Consider the following 16,228-nt stretch of genomic DNA (forward strand, 5'->3'; position numbering starts at 1 on the left):
AGTTGTGCATTGCTGCTCCATCGACACTCCGGAGAGCAGCGGCGCCCTATCGCTCTGGCTGCTGCGCCCGATGAGAAGGTAGGACTGAACAGCCGAGCGTGAGCAACACTGATGCAGCGAAACTCGCGGGTCGAAGTTACATTGTATGTCTGTTTATCGTATGCTACCGTATCGCTCAAGCACAATCGAGCCGTCTTCTGCAAGAGGGCAGGGTCATCCGCCCAACGGAGATTCGACGGTGCCGGGTTTTGATCTGACTGCCGGGGATCGCAATCTGGGCAGCGTGCGATTGTTCTCGATGCGGACGCCGCCTATCACCGCTGGGCAAACCGCTCAAGGCAGCGAACTGACGCGAACTGGAGATGAACATGTCGCATGCCGGACTCTTTGAGCCCCTGGCACTGACGCGGGGCCCGGCCATGAAGAATCGCTTCATGCTTGCACCGCTAACGAACCAGCAAAGCTTCGCTGACGGTCGTCTGTCCGACGACGAGATCCGCTGGCTGGAGATGCGCGCCGAAGGGGGTTTTGGACTGGTGATGACCGCGGCTGCGCCTGTCCAACAGGTCGGGCAAGGGTATCCGGGGCAGCTCGGTGTTTTCGAGGATCTGCACATTGAGGGACTCTCCCGCCTCGCGAGCGCCGTTCGCGCGCACGGCAGCCTTTCAGCAGTGCAGCTCTATCATGGTGGCGATCGCGCTTCTCCCGAACTGATTGGCACCCCTGTCTCCCCTTCGGAAAACTCGCGTAACGGCGCCAGGTCGCTGAACTTGAAGGAAGTCGAACAGCTGCGGGATGACTTCATCGCGGCCGCCCTCCGTGCGGAAACGGCAGGATTCGATGGGGTCGAGATACATGGCGCTCACGGCTACATCTTGGCGCAATTTCTGTCTCCGACTATCAACCAGCGCGATGACCGCTACGGCGGAAGCTTCGAAAATCGCTCGCGGCTCATGTTGGAAGTCATCGACGGGATCCGCAGTCAGTGCGGCGACGATTTTCAGATTGGCCTTCGGCTATCGCCGGAGCGCTTCGGAATGCGCCTTGCCGAGGTGCGGGAGCTCGCAACGGAAATCATGCGGAAGGAGCAGATCGATTATCTGGACCTGTCATTGTGGGACGTGACGAAGCAACCCCATGAGGAGGAATTCCAGGGGCGCACGTTGTTGAGTTACTTCACGGAACTACCGCGTGGGAACGTGCGGCTCGGCGCCGCCGGCAAGGTGATGAGCGCGGCTCTGGCGGCAAGCGTGATCGAAGCCGGCTGCGATTTTGTCACGATCGGCCGCGCGGGCATCTTGCGTCACGACTTCCCTGAACAAGTGCGGCGTAATCCAGAGTACGACTCTCCGTCTCAGCCAATCGCTGTACAGCACCTGCAGGATCAGGGCGTGGGTCAAGAGTTTATCGCTTACCTGCGCAGTTTTCCGGGACTCGTAGCTGAGGAAGGAACTCGGACATGAACTTCATGGCGCAGGTGAGATCACTTGGCAGCCAGTAACTGCTTTTTGCGAGGAGAAGGGGACAATGAATTACGACTACAAAACGGGCTTTGTGGCTTATCCTGACGCGGAACCCGGCAGCCCCGCCGCAAAGGCGCCCTATGTCGATAACGGCAAGGCTCGCATCGACCCGCGCCGTTACTACACGCATGAGGAAGCGGCGCTCGAGTGGGAGCATATGTGGACGAAGAGCTGGGTGTTCGCCGGGCTCGCGCACGACATCCCGAACATCGGCGACTGGTTCAAGGTCGAACTCGGCAAGGAATCGTTCATTGTCGTCCGCAACGCGGAGGGCGATGACGGTATTGCCGCGTATTTCAATCTGTGCCCGCATCGCGGCAACCGTATCGTTCATACCGATTTCGGCAATGCCGGTAGCGGAAGCTGCTTTCAATGCGACTTTCACGGGTGGAAGTTTGGTCTCGATGGCAAGAATGTCGAAATCCGTGACGAGTTTCTCTTCCGCAAGGAAGCCGTCGCGCATCGCCCGGGACTGAAGCCTATCCGCTGTGGCGTCTGGAACAGCCTCGTTTTCATCAGTGTAGCTCCCTCCGGCAAGTCGCTCGCGGAGCATTTGGATAACATTCCGAAGCACTTGGCGCCCTACCCCTTCGAAAAGTACCGTGTAATCCGCGACATCGAAACCTGCTGGAACGCGAACTGGAAAACAGCGCTCGACGCTTTTATCGAGTTCTATCACGCCGACGACGTCCATCCGCAGCTGCTGACCTTCACTGAGACCCTCGAGTGCCAGTACGACCTTTACGCCAACGGTAATAGTCGGATGATCATTCCTGTCGGATACGTGACAAGCAGGAACGAGGACCGCGAAACCGTGACGGATGCGCTCAAAGGCTTCCTGCAGTTCTATGGCGGCAATCCGGACGACTACGTCCACCTGAAAGGCCACGAGTACTATAAGGCGCTAGTGGATGTCCGGAGGAAGTGGGCCAAGCGCCACGGGTACTCGCATTTCGACGATCTCAGCGACGCGCAAATCAACGATGATTGGAATTATTTTGTATTCCCTAACATCACCATCAACGCATTCAGCGATGCGCTTCTGATCCAGATTTTTTCGCCGCACGAGAGCGATCCGAGCAAAAGTTACTACCGGGCGATCTCGCTATGTCTGCCCGTCGGTGGAACGCAGGACATGGTCATGGACCCTGGTCAATTCGGGCCCGAGGCCATGTCGCCGCCGGGCTGGGATGGATCGGAGCGACCGGCAAAGATCATTCCGCAAACCCTTGCCGATTTCGGCTCTGTGCTGGCGCAAGACGCCGTGCGAGTGCCGGAAGTTCAAAAAGGTATCGAGTCCATGGCGTTTGACGGCTACGTGCTATCGGAATCGGAGTGCCGTATCCGGCACTACCATGCCGAGATCGATCGGCTCATTGGCCGCAAATGATCCTTGGCCGAGCACAAATCCTTGGTTTCTTAATTAGGGGCACTGCAGTTGGCATGCCTCATACTCAGGAGACAAAAAATGGCGAAAGGTTGGTTTCATAATTCGAATTGCTTTTTGGCGCGTTACCCGGTGGATCCGGCTCGCCGTGAAGAGTTTTTGTCGGCACTCAATGACATGTTCGCGTTCGCAGAACCCTGGTATGAAGAGCATGCTCATTTCGCATTCCACGGATGGGCCCGCGATCCGAATACATGGGTGGTAATCGCTGCGTGGAAGAGCGAGGAAATCCTTGAGCGGCTGCGGAAGGAACCCGAGTTCCAAAAGCACAGCGTGCGCATGCTCGAATGCTGCACCGGGCCGATGATCATCGAGCAATTCAGCGGCATGAAGGTGGATCGGAGCGTCTTTGATCTCTATCCGGCTGGGAAGTCGCAGGTTCACCTTCCGACTCAGTCCCTTGGAGTGGAATTCGTTTAACGCGCTATTCAGCACAGGTCGACGAAGGGGGGCCCTACATGGATTTCGGTCTTAGTTCGCGCGGGCGAGATTGGCTCGCACGAGTACAGACGTTTCTCGATGAGCACGTTTATCCGAACGAGGAACTCTACGAGGAACAGCTCGGGCATGAGTGCGACGATCCATGGCGAGTTCCCCCCATCATGCTGGAACTCCAGAACAAGGCGCGAGAAGCCGGGCTATGGAACATGCATATCCATGACCCTCGCCACGGGCCAAGCCTGAGCAACGTAGACTATGCGCCGATTGCGGAGGCGTTAGGTCGAGTCCACTGGGCATCCGAAGTGTTCAACTGCAACGCTCCGGACAGCGGCAATATGGACGTCCTGTCGCTATTCGGCAGCCCTGTGCAGCAGGAAAAGTGGCTGAAGCCCATGCTGGCCGGTGAGATCAAATCCTGCTTTGCAATGACCGAGCCGGCTGTGGCGTCTTCCGACGCCACCAATGTCGAGACCCGGATCGAGCGCGATGGGGATACGTACGTCATCAATGGCAGGAAGTGGTGGATCACCAACGCTTTCAACCCGCGCATGAAAATCATGATCGTGATGGGAAAAAGCGATCCGAACGCTCCACGCCATAAGCAACAGACGCAGGTCTTGGTGGAACCCAACGCGCCCGGTGTGAAGATCGTCCGGCCGCTGCCGATCTTCGGCTACTACGACCGCCCGCACGGGCACGGCGAGATCGTCTTTGAGAATGTTCGTGTGCCCGCCGAGAACGTCATACTTGGTGAAGGAAGAGGCTTCGAAATCGCGCAGGGCCGCCTGGGGCCAGGCCGTATACATCACGCAATGCGGATCATCGGCGTTTCGGAACGGCTCCTCGAAAAGTTATGTACGCGGCTTTCTTCGCGGGTGGCATTCGGCAAGCGCCTTTCGGACGAAGGCGTCTGGCAAGACCGCATTGCGCGCGCTCGCATTAACATCGAAATGAGCAGGCTTCTCGTATATAAGACGGCTTGGCTGATGGATACGGTCGGCGTCAAGAATGCCCGCAGCGAGATTTCGCAGATCAAGGTGATCGTTCCCGAACTGGCTCAAAGTTTGTGTGACGTCGTCCAGCAAGCGTACGGCGCAGCGGGCATGTGCGACGATTTCGGCTTGGCGTACACCTTCGCGCGCCTGAGGGTCATGCGTATCGGCGATGGGCCCGACGAAGTCCACAACCGAGTTATTGCACGCAACGAACTGAAGAAGTACGCCCCGCCGAAAGCGAACGAGGTATGCGCGCATGAATGATCGTCAGGAAATGCTGAGCGGCACAGAAGCGCCCCCCGAACATCTTGCGCTGGACGTCGATAGGCTCGCGGCGTTCCTCGCCCCGCAGTTGGAAGGATTGGCAAGAGACTTCCGCGTCGAAAAGTTCAAAGGCGGACAGTCGAACCCCACTTATAAGCTGAGCGGACGAGACAAGAGCTACGTTTTGCGCCGGCGCCCGCCAGGCCCATTACTGCAGTCCGCACATGCGATCGATCGCGAATACCGAATCACGAAAGCGCTGTCGGAAATCGGATTTCCGGTACCCCGCCCCGCCCTCTATTGCGAGGACGAAGGTGTCATCGGCTCAGCGTTTTATGTTACCGAGTTCGTCGAGGGACGAGTATTCTGGAACGCCGATCTGCCGGGCGTAGACAAAGCGCATCGAACGCTCATCTATGACTCGTTGAACGACTTTCTCGCCAACCTACATCAGCTCGACTATCGAGCGCTCGGCCTAGAGACGTTCGGCAGAGAGAGCGGGTTTACCGCCCGCAATCTGAAGCGCTGGTGCACCATTTACGAGGAATCCAAGCTCGAGGATGTGCCCGATATCGACTGGTTGATGAAGGCACTCCACGATCGGCTTCCCAACAATGAACCGACGGCCATCCTGCACGGCGACTTTGGCTTGTACAACGCCATGATTCACCCGACGGAGGCCAAAGTTCGGTCGGTGCTCGATTGGGAGCTCTCGACACTGGGGAATCCCTATGTCGACCTAGCACATAACACACGTGCCTGGTGGGAACCGACCGGCTACGTGGAAGGCACCGCAACGACGCTAGTCGGGCTCGACCTGAGTAAGCTCGGCATTCCCAGTATGGAAAGCTATCTGGAGCGCTACTGTCGTCGCTCCGGCATCAGCGCTATACCCAATCTGAAGTTCTATCTGAGCTTCGTTCAATTCAGATATGCCGTGATGATCCAGGGCATCTTGAAGCGTGCATCGGCGGGAACGAACGCGAACCGACGCATCGTACATACCCAGGATCGCGTGGCTGCTATCGCCGCTCTCGCGCGAAGAACGCTTACCGCTCCCGAATAGGTGCCCAGCATGAAGCAATATTTCGATTTCAGCGGCAAGGTTGCTCTGGTCACCGGCGGTAGCCGCGGCCTGGGCGCAGCCATCGTCCGGTCGTTCGCCGAACAAGGCGCCGACGTCGTTATCGCTAGCCGTAACGCAGACAACTGCGAGCGGCTGGCCGCACAGATAGAAGCGGAATTAGGCCGGCGCGCTTTAGGCATCGGCGCCCACCTGGGTCATTGGGATGATTGCGAGCAGCTCGTCAATGCCGCTTACGAGCGCTTCGGCAAGGTCGATATTTTGGTCAACAACGCTGGGATGTCCCCCCTCTCCGACAGCTCGCTCGAAACATCCGAGGCGCTGTTCGACAAGGTAGTCGGTGTCAATTTAAAAGGCCCATTCCGAATGACCGCACTGGTTGGGAGCCGTATGGTGCAAGGCGATGGGGGCAGCATTATCAACATCTCTTCCATCGGCTCGATCCGCCCACAGCCCGAATATGCACCTTACGCGGGGGCCAAAGCCGCACTGAATGCGATCACCGTCGCGCATGCGTTCGAATATGCTCCGAAGGTTCGCGTCAACGCGATACTTCCGGGCAGCTTTCGAACCGACATTGCAAAGTCGTGGTCGCCGGACAAAGAGAAGAACATCAAGTCGGCAATCAAGCGGTACGGCGAACCCGAAGAGATTGTATCGACCGTCATGTATCTTGCATCCGCACACGCGAGTTTCACGACAGGAGCGCTGATCCGCGTTGACGGTGGCCGCCCATAGCCACGCTGCGAACTTGAAATCATTGCAGTTTCCCGGATAACGCGGTTTCTCTTCGAGCTAGTTAACATCTCCCCGAGGTTCTAATGAACGTAGAAGATCACTTGGCTATCCAGGAATTGAATCACCGTTACGCCTATTTCATCGATTGTTTTGATATCGATAACTGGGTAAACGTCTTCACTCCAACGGCGATCCTCGATGAGGCAGAACTAGGCACCGGTCTCTTGGAAGGCCATGAGGCCATCCGTCGCTACGGTCGAGAAATCGTCAGTACGACACAGCATGTGGTGCACCTGATGAGCAATCACATCATTTGGTCGCTCGAGCGCGATGCGGCTCGCGGGACCGTGTTCAGCATCGTTGATGCACTGTCCAAAAGTGGCGAGCGCACTCGCTATCAAATCAAGTACGAGGACGAGTATCTCAAAATCAGTGGTTGTTGGAAGATTGCGAGGCGGAAGGTTCGACCGACTCTTCCGCCTGAAGCCGTCAGCACTTGATTCCGAGCAGAGCGATCGCGAGAGAAATGGACAACAAGCGGCCGTGCGATGCCCGCGTCGGCTGTCTCTCAGTATGAAGTGGTCTCACCGAGGAGGATTTCAATATGTCTAAGGTGCAACGTGGCTCCGGCATGCGAGAGGGAATCATCGAAAGCAACGTGGAGCCACTCTGGAAATTGCTCACCGACTGGGGAAACCTGGATTGGTGGGGCAACGATGTCGCCGAGGAAGAGATGAAGGCCGGCAGAGCCTACCTCGAGGGTGAGAAAGGCAAGGTGCCACGTACGAAGGTAATCGAGCGATCGAACGCCGATGGTGCCGGCCTCCCTGTCGTGAATCGCGAGACGCTGATTCATGAAGATCATTTGGCACACCGGCTCTACTACAACGCTAGCGATGGGTTCCTATTGGGGGTGCGGAATTACCTCGCCTCATGGCATGTGGATCCTATGTCGGAAGATCGGTGCCGCATGACGATTACATCTACCTTTGACGTTGTTGACCCAGGCAATGTGGACGCGGTGCGCAACACCGTCGAAGCAGTCTACGATGCGATTTTCGACGGACTCAACAAATATTTGGCAAAGCGACGCACGGTGGCGTGAAGAACCAACGGACTCCCGCCCGAACGGGCTAAAGAGGATATCGGGAGTGCCGCCGGGGCGTGCGCAGCGCCAAGCCGCGCCCTTGGCCAACGCATATATCTGAAGGAGACTCAAATGGGTCGAGTGAGTGGGAAAGTTGCTATCGTGACGGGCGCGGCGCAGGGCATGGGCGCCGCTCACGCACGCCGATTGGTTCAGGAAGGGGCAAAGGTCGTCCTGACCGACGTGCTCGACGCGATCGGAGAAGCGACCGCCTCTTCGCTGGGAGAAAACGCGCGCTACCTTCACCAGGACGTAACGAAGGAAGACGAATGGAAGCAGGTTGTCCGTGCGACAGAGGAAACGTTTGGCCCCGTCTCTGTGCTGGTCAACAATGCCGGCATTGTGGCCTATGGCGCTATCGAACAAATGGAAGAACGCGACTATCGACGCGTTATCGACGTCAATCAGGTCTCCGTCTTCCTTGGCATGAAGTCCGTCATTCCATCGATGAAGCGCGCCGGCGGAGGATCCATCATCAACATTTCGTCGGTCGCGGGTCTGTTCGGCGCAAGTCACGTTCTACCGTACACGGCGTCGAAATTCGCCGTGCGCGGCATGAGCAAATCAGCTGCTATCGAACTCGCACCGTATAACATCAGGGTCAATTCGGTCCATCCCGGTATGATCACTACGCCGATGACCACCCCCACACCAGAATCGGAAGCGAGCATCACTCGTTTTATCGCGGCGACGCCCGCTGCGAGGTGGGGTGAACCTGACGAGGTCGCGAATATCGTGCTTCTTCTGGCCAGCGACGAATCGCGTTTTTCGACGGGCGCTGAATTTGTCGTAGACGGCGGGATCAGTTGTCAATAACGGGGCGCCGCCGCGATTCACCGGTCGCGGCCGCTCCCGTCTCGATCAGATTTGCATGCCGCCGTCGACAGCGAGCGACTGACCCGTGATGTAGCGCGCACGCGAAGAGAGCAAGAACAGCGCGGCGTCCGCGATATCGCGGGCCTCGCCCAGGGCACGTAGCGGAATGCTCTTCTTGATCATCGCCACCGCTTCGGGCGTCAATTCCTGTTCGATGACCTGCTGCCCTAAGCCCGCGGCCACCCAACCGGGGCCAACGCAGTTGGCTCGTACGCCATTGCGTCCCTCCTCCTTCGCTACACCGCGCATGAGCATTTCGATAGCGGCCTTCGGTGCTGCGGATTGAATATCTCTGGCCGGCACACGTTCAACCGCTGCGGTGATTATGGCAACATAAGCGCCGCGAGCTTTGCGGACGTGCGGCAGCGTGGCATGCACAAGGTTGAAGCAGCCGTTGACGTCGACGGCCATGACATTTGCCCATTTGACCGGATCGATATCGCCAATCAACTCCATGTGCAACCCGGGGCCCGAGGCGTAGACGACGGAGTGCAAAGATGCATGGCGCGACGTCACATCATCGATGAACCTGGACACGCCTGCCGCATCCTGAATCGCCAGCCCTGCGACCTCCGCCTTTCGCCCCATGGCCGTTATCTGTCCCGCAACCTCTTCCGCCGCCTTTCTATTTCGCCCGTACGTCAGGACGACGTCGCTTCCCGCGCGCGCCAGCGTCAGAGCGATTTCGCGGCCGATACCGCCGCTTCCCCCGGTAACGATCGCCACCCCTTCCTTGAATCGTGGCTCTTGCGCAAGCCAGGTCTGTTCCACGTCCATTTTCCGTCCTGTCTATTGAGTAATCGAAATCTTCGGCCAAAGCCGGTAGCCGGCGGCCAGCAGGGCCCGTATGTTGCAAGACGACTTATCGGCGTTGGGACCGGCTCTATCCAGCAAACGGCAATGCCTTGCGGGAGACCGCATCAGTGGCAACCCATCAGTCCGTGCAGGAATTGCATCAAGCCGACGCTTTGTTAAACAATCGGTCCGAGAGATCATAGGGATCGATCTTTCGATTCAATGCGTCCAACAGCAGCTGCGGATCGCCTCCATGTTCGTCTAGTTCACGTTCGATGCGACGACCTATGACGTCCTTTGCAATCTCGAACGCGCGAGCTCTTAATTGAGTCAAAGACAATTCCTGCGCGGCCGCGGGATGCGCGCTCAGAAAGTCAAAGCGCCGCTGAATCTTTTCGTACAACTCATCGACTCCGCGTCCGGTGGTAGCTTCGGTTGCGACGACATCGGGATACCACCCTTTCAAAGTGTTCTGGTCATTGCGCGAGTGGACCATCTCCCTAAGAGCGTTGACCATGCGATGGCTTCCAGCAACGTCGGCCTTGTTGACAACGAAGATATCCCCGATCTCGAGAACGCCGGCCTTCGATAACTGCGTCTCGTCACCGCTCAAAGCAGTTTGCAAAAGAACGATGCATGACGCGTAGCGCATGACGCCCATTTCGCTCTGGCCTATGCCCACCGTCTCCACGACGATGACATCCCAGCCCATCGCGTCCATGATAGTCAGGGCGTCGCCTGCCGCCATTGCGAGGCCACCGAGCGCTCCGCGCGACGCCATACTTCGAATGAAGACCGCCGGATCCGAATCGTGACGATTCATACGGACCCGATCGCCCAATAATGCACCGCCCGAATACGGACTCGACGGGTCCACGGCGAGGATTGCAACTCGCTTTCCGTGTCGTCGATACGTCGCAATGAGCTGATCTAGCAATGTGCTCTTGCCTGCTCCTGGGGGACCAGTGATCCCAATTAGTTGCGCTCGCCCTCCATGGCGGTAAAGCTGCTTCATGACGTCACGGATAGATGGATCTCCGTTTTCAGCTCTCGTGATGAGCCGTGCAACGGCACGTAGATTCCCCGACAGGACGGCGTCGACCTGTTGAGCAACTGACAGCCGTTCAAGTTCACTCATTGCACAGGAGGCAGGCAAGCGCTGCGAACAAAGGCCAATATCTCCGACGTAGCGGACCCGGGACCAAATATTCCTGATACGCCGATTTTCCGCAGCGGCTCGTGGTCATCCGGATGCACGAGGCCACCCACCATGACTGGCACGTTGCCGACACCGCGCGCGTTCATTGCGTCGATGAGCTCTTTTGCGTAGTGAAGATAGGTAGCGATCGAGAAACTGATGCCGACGAGATCGACGTCTTCCTGGATCACTGCGTTCACCATACCATCGACAGTGTTGTGCTCACCTAGGTACACCACCTCGATCCCATTGTCTCGAAACAGCTGCGCCAGCGTGCGGATTCCCTTGGTATGCACGTCCGTGCCAAGCATTCCAAGTAGGCAGCGAATTTTCCTTTCACCGGTCATATCTCACTCAGCTCTCGGTATAGGTAAAAGGTGATTCGATCACCCTGAAGGGATCGTACGGCAGGCCATTCGCCACACGAACCGTACCCCAAACCTCGCCAATGGAAGCATCCGCGATCAACGCGTCAATCATGGCTTGGTGTGAATTCTCGCGGCGCTTCGCCACGCGGTAGAGTGTTTGGATTCGTTCCGCGAGTTGCGGCTGGTCGCGGGCCGCCTTCATTTCCTTGAACCGTTGTAGATGGCTCGCCATCATCCGCTGGTCGAACGAAAAGCGCTTTGGAGGCGGCTCGTCTTTCGGAACAAATGCGTTCACCCCAACCTGTATCCGCTTTTTGCTATCGAGTTCTTGCTTCTGGTTGTAGTTGAACTCATCCATCAAACCTTCGATGTAGCCATCCTCGATGGCCTTGACCAACCCGATATCCTCGATCTTTCCAAGCATCGTCAACGCGTCGGCTTCGACTTGATTGGTGAGGCTCTCGATGTAATAGCTTCCGCCGAGCGGATCAGCGACGCGCGCCGCCCCAATTTCGTGCGCCAAAATTTGTTGGGTGCGCGTAGCCAGTTCTCGGGCTTCTTCAGTGGGAATGCAGACCGGTTCATCGTAGGTACATGTTTCGACTGATTGCACCCCACCGAGTAGTGCTGCCAGCGTCTGCACGGCGGCACGGGACAGATTGTTGAGCGGTTGCTGGTACACCAGGGAGCGACCGGAGGTATGACATGCGATCCGCAGCCGTTGCGCGCGGGGATCGCTCGCTCCGAAACGTTCCTTCATGGTGCGTGCCCAAATCCGTCGCAAAGCACGAAACTTCGCTATTTCCTCAAAGAAGTCGATGTCCGACGGCGACACCCAGGCCATACTCGGGCACACCTGATCCGCTGTCATGCCGCGCGCGCCAAGGTCCATAAGCGTCTGGTTGACGATCGCCATGCCTACGGCGATTTCGCCGGCTGCACCGAGGCCTCTCTCCCGCATATCGTACGCCTGCGGACACCCCAAAGCCCAGCGAGGACTGTTCTTGGCGCTGTACTCGATGCAGTCCACTGTCGTCCGGTGGCCCAGTTCCGCGGGAACGATCTTTTCGCTCCAACCGGCAAGTCTCAGTTGCAGATGGTCCGGCATGTGCGAACCTTGCAGCTTCGCCATGTCCTTCCCCTGCTTCTGTGCCAGCGCCGCGACCAGCGGATAAGTCATCATGGTGCTATGCCATGCAACGTCTTGCTGCGTCACGTCGATACCTTGCAGCAACACCTCCATGTCTCGCACGCAAGAGATCGAACAGCCCTCCTGGCCGGCGTCGTTGGTTAGCGCGGGGTGGTCAGCGTCGATCGCCTCCTGTCCGAGCGTATCGACAACGATATTGATACCCGCCGTGCCCATTTGCAGAGCACGTTCGATTCCACCGCGCGTGTCTTCTGGCGCCCCGAAGCCAACAATATTACGCAGGGTCCACATGCGGCTTCGGTACATCTGAGGATACGCGCCACGCGTATACGGATATTGTCCCGGATCACCGAGATCACGTTCGTAGTCAACGTTCGCGGCGTCTGCCGGGCCGTAACTCGCGTTCGTTTCAAGACCACTCCACGTGGCGGTACGCGACAGCTTAACTTCAACGTTCGCGATGTTTTCCGCCAGAGACGAACCACCCTCGTTCGCTTTCATGTCCCTCCTGTCGCCTCCAAAGGAGCGCTTCATTGCTTGGTTCCGGCTTGGCGCGAGCCGATTGATGAACGCGCTCGCCAACCAGTTGTCTGACCGGAACTCCGCTTAAGACCTTTTGCCAAGTTTTTCGCGCAGTGCGGCGAACAGGTTGCGGAATTCATCGCCGAAAAACAGGCCGCTGGCCACGATGCGCTCCACATTGCGCGCCTGAGCCCGGTCAAGGTCGGCGCACAATTCGATGGCGAGCTTCGCGGCGCCGATCGCTTCGGCGGGTTGCTTCGCCAAATTGAGACAGAATTCCCGTACCCTCGCTTCGAATTCCTCGTCAGAATAGACATCGTGGATTAGGCCGATACGCTCGGCTTTGGTAGCATCCATTTGCAGGTTCGCCATTATGAACCAGCGAGCCCACTGAGGCCCCACCAGCCGAGCCATCCGGCTCGTACCGCCAGACCCGGGAATATTGCCGAATGCTGTCTCCGGCAAACCATAACGGGCGCTTTGTGCCGCGAGGCGGAAATCACAGGATAGCGACATCTCCAGCGCACCACCAAGGCATGGACCATGGTGAGCAACGACAATAGGCTTTTCGATGACCTCGAAGCGATCGAGCAGCGGGTGCAAGCTGCCACGGCCTTCTCGGTACCATTGGCGGAACGCCGTCGGGCTCGCCAGACTAGGATCGGGGCCGAGTTCGCTGTTGAGATCGACACCCGCGCTGAAGTACTTGCCGCGCGCGCGAATCAGCATTACACGCAGCGAAGGTTCGGTAGCAAAGCGCTCCGTCTGTACGACCAACGCATCGTACATCTCACCGTTGATGGCGTTCAGTTTGGATGGGCGGTTCAATACCAGTTCCAAAATCCCATCGGATTCCGAAGCCAGCACAAGGGGTTCGCTCATATTCACATCCTGTTGCAAGGAATTACCGGCGCAACAACGCGCCCGCAATGATGTTGCGCTGAATTTCGTTGGAACCGCCGAAGATGCTCCAGCATCGGCCGTAGAGGTAGGCGTAGTTGATTGCCGCGGCCTGTCGCCATGGCTCTGATGCGCCAAGCCCTCCGTCTCTGCGACAGGTCGGGTCATAGCATGCCCCGTACACGCCAAGCGCATCTCGCCAGAACTCGGTCATCCGCTGCAACAATTCCGTGCTGAGCACTTTAAGAACCGATGCGCCGACGCCGTCATCGCGCCCAGCTTCCCATTCATCGAAGTAATGGCGCTCCAAGGCGACCAGCGCGGTGAGACTGGCTTCGACCTCCATCATCCGCGCTCGCGCAAGCGTTCGCTCCACATCCCGCATTCGAGCGGCATAATTGGAGAAGGTCCCCTTGATCTGCCGCATTTGCCGTATCCTGCTTCCAGTATCCGCAATTGAAGTTCTCTCTCGCGACAACAGGAATTTTGCAATCTTCCAGCCTTCGCCTTCGGCACCGACGAGGTTCTCGGCGGGCACACGAACGTTGTCGAAAAACACCTGATTCGTATGGTGCTCGCCATCCAGCGTCACGATAGGTTCGACCGTGATGCCGGGCGTGCGCATGTCGATCAAAAGAAAGCTAATGCCTTGCTGCTTTTTGCCGGAACCATCTGTGCGAACGAGACAATGCATCATGTCGGCCCAATGCGCTTCTGTCGTCCACATCTTGGTACCGTTGACGACGTAGCACTCCCCGTCGCGCACTGCCGCCGTCGACAACGAGGCCAAGTCCGACCCGGCATTCGGCTCCGAGTATCCTTGGCACCACCAGGTGTCGCTGCTGAGGATACCTGGCAGGTATCGACGTTTCTGGTCTTCATTGCCGAAGGTGTAGAGCACGGGGCCGACCATGCTGACGCCATAAGGAATGATCATGGGCGCCGCATTGAGAGCGCACTCCTGCAAAAAGGCGTGCTCCTTTCGCATTGACCAGCCCTGTCCGCCGAACGCCACGGGCCAATTCGCCGCGAACCAACCGCGACGGTGCAGCGCCTTTTGCCAGCCAACGTAGTCGGCTTTCTCCAGGTAAAGGCCGTTTTCTACCCGGTACCTGGTCTCGGCAGCAAGTTCGGAACGCACGAACGCGCTGACCTCTCGCCGAAACGCGGCCTCGTCGAATTCCGAATCTACACCACTCTCCATCGCACTCTCCTGATGTTTCTACCCTCGTCCCAGGCCACCACCCAGCAGACAGCTTCGCCTAGCTACCCGAAGCCGCGCTTTGGTCGACCCAAGCGCGTATCAGCCGCGTCAAGACCACCAGCCTTGCATTGCAATGACTGACGATCAGTTCGTCGGTTACGCCCATGCCCCCATGCATCTGAATGGCTTCCTGACCAACCAATTTCGCTGCCCGCTCGACCACCGAGGATGCAGCAAAACAAAGCCAAGTGTGGTCCCCCGATGTCGCAGCATCGACGCGGCCGGCAAGCTCGCGCGTAATGGCTTGGGCCTGAACGAGACCCATGTGCATATCTGCATACCGGTGCTGTAATGCCTGAAACGTCCCGATAGCGACGCCGAACTGGACCCGAGTACGTAGATATTCGCCTGTCACTTCCAAAAGCAATGCCATAACACCGACCGCGTCCGCGCAGTAAGCGCTGACGGCCCGCCGGCTTGCGAGGTCCATGGCCTCTCGAGCAGCCTCCCCTTGAACCCATGCGGTCAATAATGGAATAGCCGTGTCGTCGAAACGAATGTCAGCAGCCGGCTTACCGTCCATAAGGCGATAGCTGGCGACATGCGCCCGTGTCTCTGAACGGGGAACCCGAAAAATCGCAGGTGTGCCATCGCTGTCAACCGCCATCAGCAGCCAGAAATCAGCCTGTTCCGCGAAGGGAATGAGCGACAAATTCCCAGATAAGCGGTAACCCTCTGGGGTTTTCTTGAAAGAGAGCTGGTCCGGCACGCCTGAGCGGCCGCCAAGCATCGCCGTCACGCTCGCGCCCTCGATCGCTTGCGTGACAGCCTGCCCCCGTTGCTCCGGGTCTCGACCACGCGCGAGTACAGTTCCAGCAATCACCGCCGATTCGATGAAGGGCTCGAAGATCAAGCCTTTAGCCAATACTGTCACAGCATCGGCGATATCGGCACTGGCTCCGCCGAGGCCCCCGAAAGCTTCTTCGAAAGGTAGCCCGAGCACGCCGAGCTGCGCCAAGAGCCCCCAGTGCAGCAAGCAATCCACGTGGCCTTGTCTCACGCGCTGATGCCGTGCGCTTGGCTCATAAGATTCTGCGATGAAGCGGAGCAACGTATTTTCGATAATGCTCTTCGATTCGCGGTCCAACGGAGAACTCATAACCACCTCAGGAGACAACATCTGAACGGGTGCGATCCCCACCCGGCCTTTGATCGCCGGCATCCATTTGATATGCAGACATATCGTCTTGATGCCTACTTTATCCGGCACTGCATATTCTGTAAAGGTTAACGCACGGGAGGGCGCTGTCAAGGACCGCAGTCGGCATGGCACTGGCACCGGAAACCATGCACCCCTCCGATTCTGCAGCGCCCTCCTACACCTCGACCGGCCAACGGCGCACCAAGTCGTGCACCCGTGGCACATTACATATGACGCTGGCAGTTAGCACTTTGCAGACGTCGAACGAATTCAGCTGCGGGGCACCTATCACTTCACGTCGGTTGACCCATCTAATTTCGTAGTGTATCGTATTCTTGCATACTTCTTTTACTCCTACCACAGCAGAACTGGCCA

16 protein-coding genes are annotated in these 16,228 nt (G+C 57.9%); 9 read left to right on the forward strand and 7 right to left on the reverse strand.

Features of this window, described 5'->3' with window-relative positions; genetic code table 11:
* The first annotated feature begins 368 nt into the window (after nt 1-368).
* From C9I57_RS03600 to C9I57_RS03640, 9 genes are all read left to right on the forward strand, one after another.
* The gene (locus C9I57_RS03600) at nt 369-1,463 is read left to right on the forward strand and encodes an NADH:flavin oxidoreductase (protein WP_258187521.1); all 1,095 of its coding nucleotides are present in this window, start codon (nt 369-371) and stop codon (nt 1,461-1,463) included.
* Nucleotides 1,464-1,527: 64 nt separating this feature from the next.
* Nucleotides 1,528-2,913, forward strand: a complete 1,386-nt coding sequence (locus C9I57_RS03605) for an aromatic ring-hydroxylating oxygenase subunit alpha (RefSeq protein WP_018442691.1) — start codon at nt 1,528-1,530, stop codon at nt 2,911-2,913.
* A gap of 78 nt (nt 2,914-2,991) precedes the next feature.
* On the forward strand, nt 2,992-3,390 hold the full coding sequence (locus C9I57_RS03610) for a putative quinol monooxygenase (protein WP_020566430.1): 399 nt from the start codon (nt 2,992-2,994) through the stop codon (nt 3,388-3,390).
* A gap of 38 nt (nt 3,391-3,428) precedes the next feature.
* Nucleotides 3,429-4,670: an acyl-CoA dehydrogenase family protein gene (locus C9I57_RS03615; protein WP_107149306.1), complete on the forward strand. Its 1,242-nt coding sequence runs from the start codon at nt 3,429-3,431 to the stop codon at nt 4,668-4,670.
* Nucleotides 4,663-5,736, forward strand: a complete 1,074-nt coding sequence (locus tag C9I57_RS03620) for a phosphotransferase family protein (RefSeq protein WP_107149307.1) — start codon at nt 4,663-4,665, stop codon at nt 5,734-5,736. The genes C9I57_RS03615 and C9I57_RS03620 overlap by 8 nt, the downstream gene beginning before the upstream one ends.
* 9 nt (nt 5,737-5,745) lie before the next feature.
* Nucleotides 5,746-6,492: an SDR family NAD(P)-dependent oxidoreductase gene (locus C9I57_RS03625; RefSeq protein ID WP_107149308.1), complete on the forward strand. Its 747-nt coding sequence runs from the start codon at nt 5,746-5,748 to the stop codon at nt 6,490-6,492.
* A gap of 83 nt (nt 6,493-6,575) precedes the next feature.
* A complete protein-coding gene (locus C9I57_RS03630) occupies nt 6,576-6,992 on the forward strand; it encodes a nuclear transport factor 2 family protein (protein ID WP_107149309.1) in 417 nt (138 codons plus the stop codon).
* Between the two features lie 104 nt (nt 6,993-7,096).
* Nucleotides 7,097-7,597 carry an SRPBCC family protein gene (locus tag C9I57_RS03635; RefSeq protein ID WP_258187484.1) on the forward strand — a complete coding sequence of 167 codons (501 nt, stop codon included), beginning with the start codon at nt 7,097-7,099 and terminating at the stop codon, nt 7,595-7,597.
* Between the two features lie 114 nt (nt 7,598-7,711).
* A complete protein-coding gene (locus C9I57_RS03640) occupies nt 7,712-8,455 on the forward strand; it encodes a glucose 1-dehydrogenase (protein ID WP_026230044.1) in 744 nt (247 codons plus the stop codon).
* Nucleotides 8,456-8,500: 45 nt separating this feature from the next.
* Here the strand turns inward: C9I57_RS03640 and C9I57_RS03645 are convergent, their stop codons facing one another.
* The 7 genes from C9I57_RS03645 to C9I57_RS03675 all read right to left on the reverse strand — a co-directional run bounded on the left by C9I57_RS03645 (nt 8,501) and on the right by C9I57_RS03675 (nt 15,922).
* Nucleotides 8,501-9,292: an SDR family NAD(P)-dependent oxidoreductase gene (locus C9I57_RS03645; RefSeq protein WP_018442699.1), complete on the reverse strand. Its 792-nt coding sequence runs from the start codon at nt 9,290-9,292 to the stop codon at nt 8,501-8,503.
* A 178-nt stretch (nt 9,293-9,470) separates the two neighbouring features.
* The gene (meaB, locus tag C9I57_RS03650; RefSeq protein ID WP_107149311.1) at nt 9,471-10,448 is read right to left on the reverse strand and encodes a methylmalonyl Co-A mutase-associated GTPase MeaB; all 978 of its coding nucleotides are present in this window, start codon (nt 10,446-10,448) and stop codon (nt 9,471-9,473) included.
* Nucleotides 10,445-10,855, reverse strand: coding sequence for a cobalamin B12-binding domain-containing protein (locus C9I57_RS03655; RefSeq protein ID WP_020566433.1), 411 nt, complete (start codon nt 10,853-10,855; stop codon nt 10,445-10,447). Before C9I57_RS03655 ends, meaB begins: the two co-directional genes overlap by 4 nt.
* A gap of 7 nt (nt 10,856-10,862) precedes the next feature.
* Nucleotides 10,863-12,527 carry a methylmalonyl-CoA mutase family protein gene (locus tag C9I57_RS03660; RefSeq protein ID WP_258187485.1) on the reverse strand — a complete coding sequence of 555 codons (1,665 nt, stop codon included), beginning with the start codon at nt 12,525-12,527 and terminating at the stop codon, nt 10,863-10,865.
* 105 nt (nt 12,528-12,632) lie between these two features.
* Nucleotides 12,633-13,430: an enoyl-CoA hydratase/isomerase family protein gene (locus C9I57_RS03665; RefSeq protein WP_107149312.1), complete on the reverse strand. Its 798-nt coding sequence runs from the start codon at nt 13,428-13,430 to the stop codon at nt 12,633-12,635.
* Nucleotides 13,431-13,452: 22 nt separating this feature from the next.
* Complete coding sequence (locus C9I57_RS03670) at nt 13,453-14,652, reverse strand: acyl-CoA dehydrogenase family protein (RefSeq protein WP_107149313.1); 1,200 nt, start codon at nt 14,650-14,652, stop codon at nt 13,453-13,455.
* 58 nt (nt 14,653-14,710) lie between these two features.
* Entirely contained in the window at nt 14,711-15,922 is a 1,212-nt protein-coding gene (locus C9I57_RS03675) for an acyl-CoA dehydrogenase family protein (protein WP_181321717.1), read from the reverse strand.
* Nucleotides 15,923-16,228: the final 306 nt, after the last annotated feature.

This window comes from Trinickia symbiotica (assembly GCF_003028655.1).
GTDB classification, from domain to species: Bacteria; Pseudomonadota; Gammaproteobacteria; order Burkholderiales; family Burkholderiaceae; genus Trinickia; species Trinickia symbiotica_A.